This is a genomic window from Stenotrophomonas sp. 05L44_2 (assembly GCF_056665995.1).
Map to the genome: position 1 here is coordinate 1 of NZ_JBFTNR010000573.1, position 2,734 is coordinate 2,734.

Consider the following 2,734-nt stretch of genomic DNA (forward strand, 5'->3'; position numbering starts at 1 on the left):
CCACCGAGTAGAACAGGATGTACAGGTAGCAGGGCACCATCAGCAGCAGGAACACCAGCTGGAAGTCGATGTGCTGCTTGAGCACGGCAAACAGCTGCGGAATGATCGCACCGCCGGCGATGCCCATGACCAGCAGCGCCGAACCGGTTTCGGTGAAGCGGCCCAGGCCACGGATCGCCAGCGGGAAGATCGCCGGCCACATCATCGCGTTGGCAAAGCCCAGCAGTGCCACGAAGGCGACCGACACATAGCCGTGGGTGAAGAAAGCGCCCAGGCAGAACAGCACGCCCAGTACCGCCGAGACGGTCAGGTAGCGCGACTGCGAGACCACTCGCGGGATCAACACCAGGCCGACCACGTAGCCGATGAGCATCGCAAACAGGGTGAACGCGGTGAACATCTTGGTCTGGTCCAGCGGCAGGTCGAAGCCATGACCGTAGGTACCGATGGCATCTCCGGCCATCACTTCCACGCCGACGTAGACGAACAGGCAGAGCACGCCCAGCCAAAGATGCGGGAACTGGAAGATGCTGCTGCGCTCGGCCTTGCCTGGCACGCCGGCCGGTGTGGCATTGGCCTCGGAGGCCTTGATTTCGGGCAGCGGCGAGAACAATACCGCCACCGCCAGCAGCACCAGCAAACCGGCCATGGCCAGATACGGCGCGTGGATCTTGGCCGCGAACTGGTTGAGCAGCGTGGCCTTGGTGGCCGCATCGGCGGCCTGCACCTGGGCGTCGAGATCACCGATGCCATGCAGCACCAGGGTGCCGATCAATATCGGCGCAAGGATGCCAGCGATCTTGTTGCAGATGCCCATCATCGCGATGCGCCGTGCGGCGGTTTCGATCGGGCCGAGGATGGAGATGTACGGGTTGATCGCGGTCTGCAGCAGCGCAAGGCCGCTACCGATCACGAACAGGCCGCCCAGTGCACCGGGATACCAGCGCTGGGTGGCGAATTCACCGAACAGCGCCGCACCACCGGCCATCACCAGCAGGCTCAGGCTCAGGCCTTTTTTCATGCCGGTGCGGCGCAGGATCCACGACGCCGGCAGGGCCAGGAAGAAGTAAGACAGGTAGAACACCATCAGCACCAGGAAGGCGCCGACCTCGCTCAGCTCGAAGGCGAGTTTGACGAAGGTGATCAACGGGCCGTTGAGCCAGGTGAAGAAGCCGATCAGGAAGAACAGCACGCCGACGATGGCGATGGACGAGGCCACGTTCGGGCGTGCGCTTGCAGCGGGGACGGCTGACATCAGGAAGGCTCCTGCGGCGACGGCCGCAGAACACGGCGTCGGAGAGTGGCTGGGAACAACGTTGTCACATTCTTTCGATGGACAGCGACCGTTTGTCAACTTCCATGCGCGGGTCACCACACCCCATGTTGCACTGCGCAAGCGCGTTGCACGGCCATCCGCTGAATGCGCTTGGCCCTTGAAGCCCCTTGCTGCAACGGTTCCGCCCGGGATGCAGTACTCACGCCATGTAAACGTTTACGGCGATCTGCATTCGTTGCGGYGCAGCAACGAAAGTGTCACGAACTCGTTGACATCGTTGTCAACGCGGTTACAGACTCCGCCCAATCGCCGGCTCCATCGTTGCCCTTCCCGGGGCCGGCCCCACCTGCAGCAGGAGCCCGCGTGACCGCCAGCCATCCCGCCCCGGCCCATGTCCTGTCCCGCGTCGCGCCCTCGTTCCTGGCTGCCGACGTTGGCGGCACCCATGTGCGTGTCGCCCGGGTCCAGGCCAGCGGCGACGATGCCCATCCGGTGCAGGTGCTCGATTACCGCAAGTACCGCAACGCCGACCACGCCGGGCTCAGCGCGATCCTCGCCGACTTCCTGGCCGAAGGCCCACGCCCGTCGCATTGCGTGGTCGCCACCGCCGGCTACGCCCGCGAAGACGGCACGGTGATCACCGCCAACGTGCCGTGGCCGTTGTCGGCGCGGCAGATCGAGGCCGACGTCGGCCTGCAGCGGGTGCACATCGTCAACGACTTCGAAGCGGTGGCCTACGCGGCCGCGCAGGTCGATGCCAGCGGCGTGCTGCACCTGTGCGGCCCGGAAACGGCGCCGCGCGGCCCGACCCTGGTGGTCGGCCCCGGCACGGGCCTGGGCGCGGCGCTGTGGATTCCCACCGCCAACGGCCCGGTGGTGCTCGCCACCGAAGCCGGGCAGCCGACCCTGGCCGCCAGCACCGAACTGGAAATGGCGATCGTCCGCCATATGCAGCGCGACCGCGCGCACGTGTCGATCGAACATGCCCTTTCCGGTCCCGGCCTGATGAACCTGTACCGCGCGATCTGCGCGCTGCAGGGGCAGGCACCGGCGCTGGCCAGCCCCGATGCGGTCACCGCTGCGGCGATGACCGGCACCGATCCGCTGGCGCGTCAGGCGCTGGATGTGTTCTGCGGCCTGCTCGGCAGCACCATCGGCGACATGGCCCTGTTCTATGGCGCCCACGGCGGGGTCTACCTGGCCGGCGGGATCCTGCCGCAGATCCGCGAGTACCTGCGTACCAGCACCTTCGTCGAACGCTACCTGCAGAAGGGGCCGATGGGCGAGGCGCTGGCACGCATCCCGGTGAAGGTGGTCGAGCACGGACAGCTGGGCGTGATCGGCGCTGCCAGCTGGTACCTGCTCCACGCCGACGCCTGAACCTGCAATCGGCTTCAACGCAATCGCAGCACGCAGTACGTGGCACGCCAATGCCGGGACATCGCCGCCGCCCCGCGC

The 2,734-nt window shown here is 66.5% G+C and carries 2 protein-coding genes; one reads left to right on the top strand and one right to left on the bottom strand.

Annotated elements, in window-relative coordinates; translation table 11 throughout:
* A partial coding sequence (locus AC1VAN_RS17610) for a sugar MFS transporter (protein ID WP_480986323.1) occupies positions 1–1,255 on the bottom strand: 1,255 nt, incomplete at its 3' end.
* 384 nt (positions 1,256–1,639) lie between these two features.
* Between AC1VAN_RS17610 and AC1VAN_RS17615 the strand changes: the two genes are divergently transcribed.
* The gene (locus tag AC1VAN_RS17615) at positions 1,640–2,656 is read left to right on the top strand and encodes a glucokinase family protein (RefSeq protein WP_033832013.1); all 1,017 of its coding nucleotides are present in this window, start codon (positions 1,640–1,642) and stop codon (positions 2,654–2,656) included.
* The last annotated feature ends 78 nt before the right edge of the window (positions 2,657–2,734 follow it).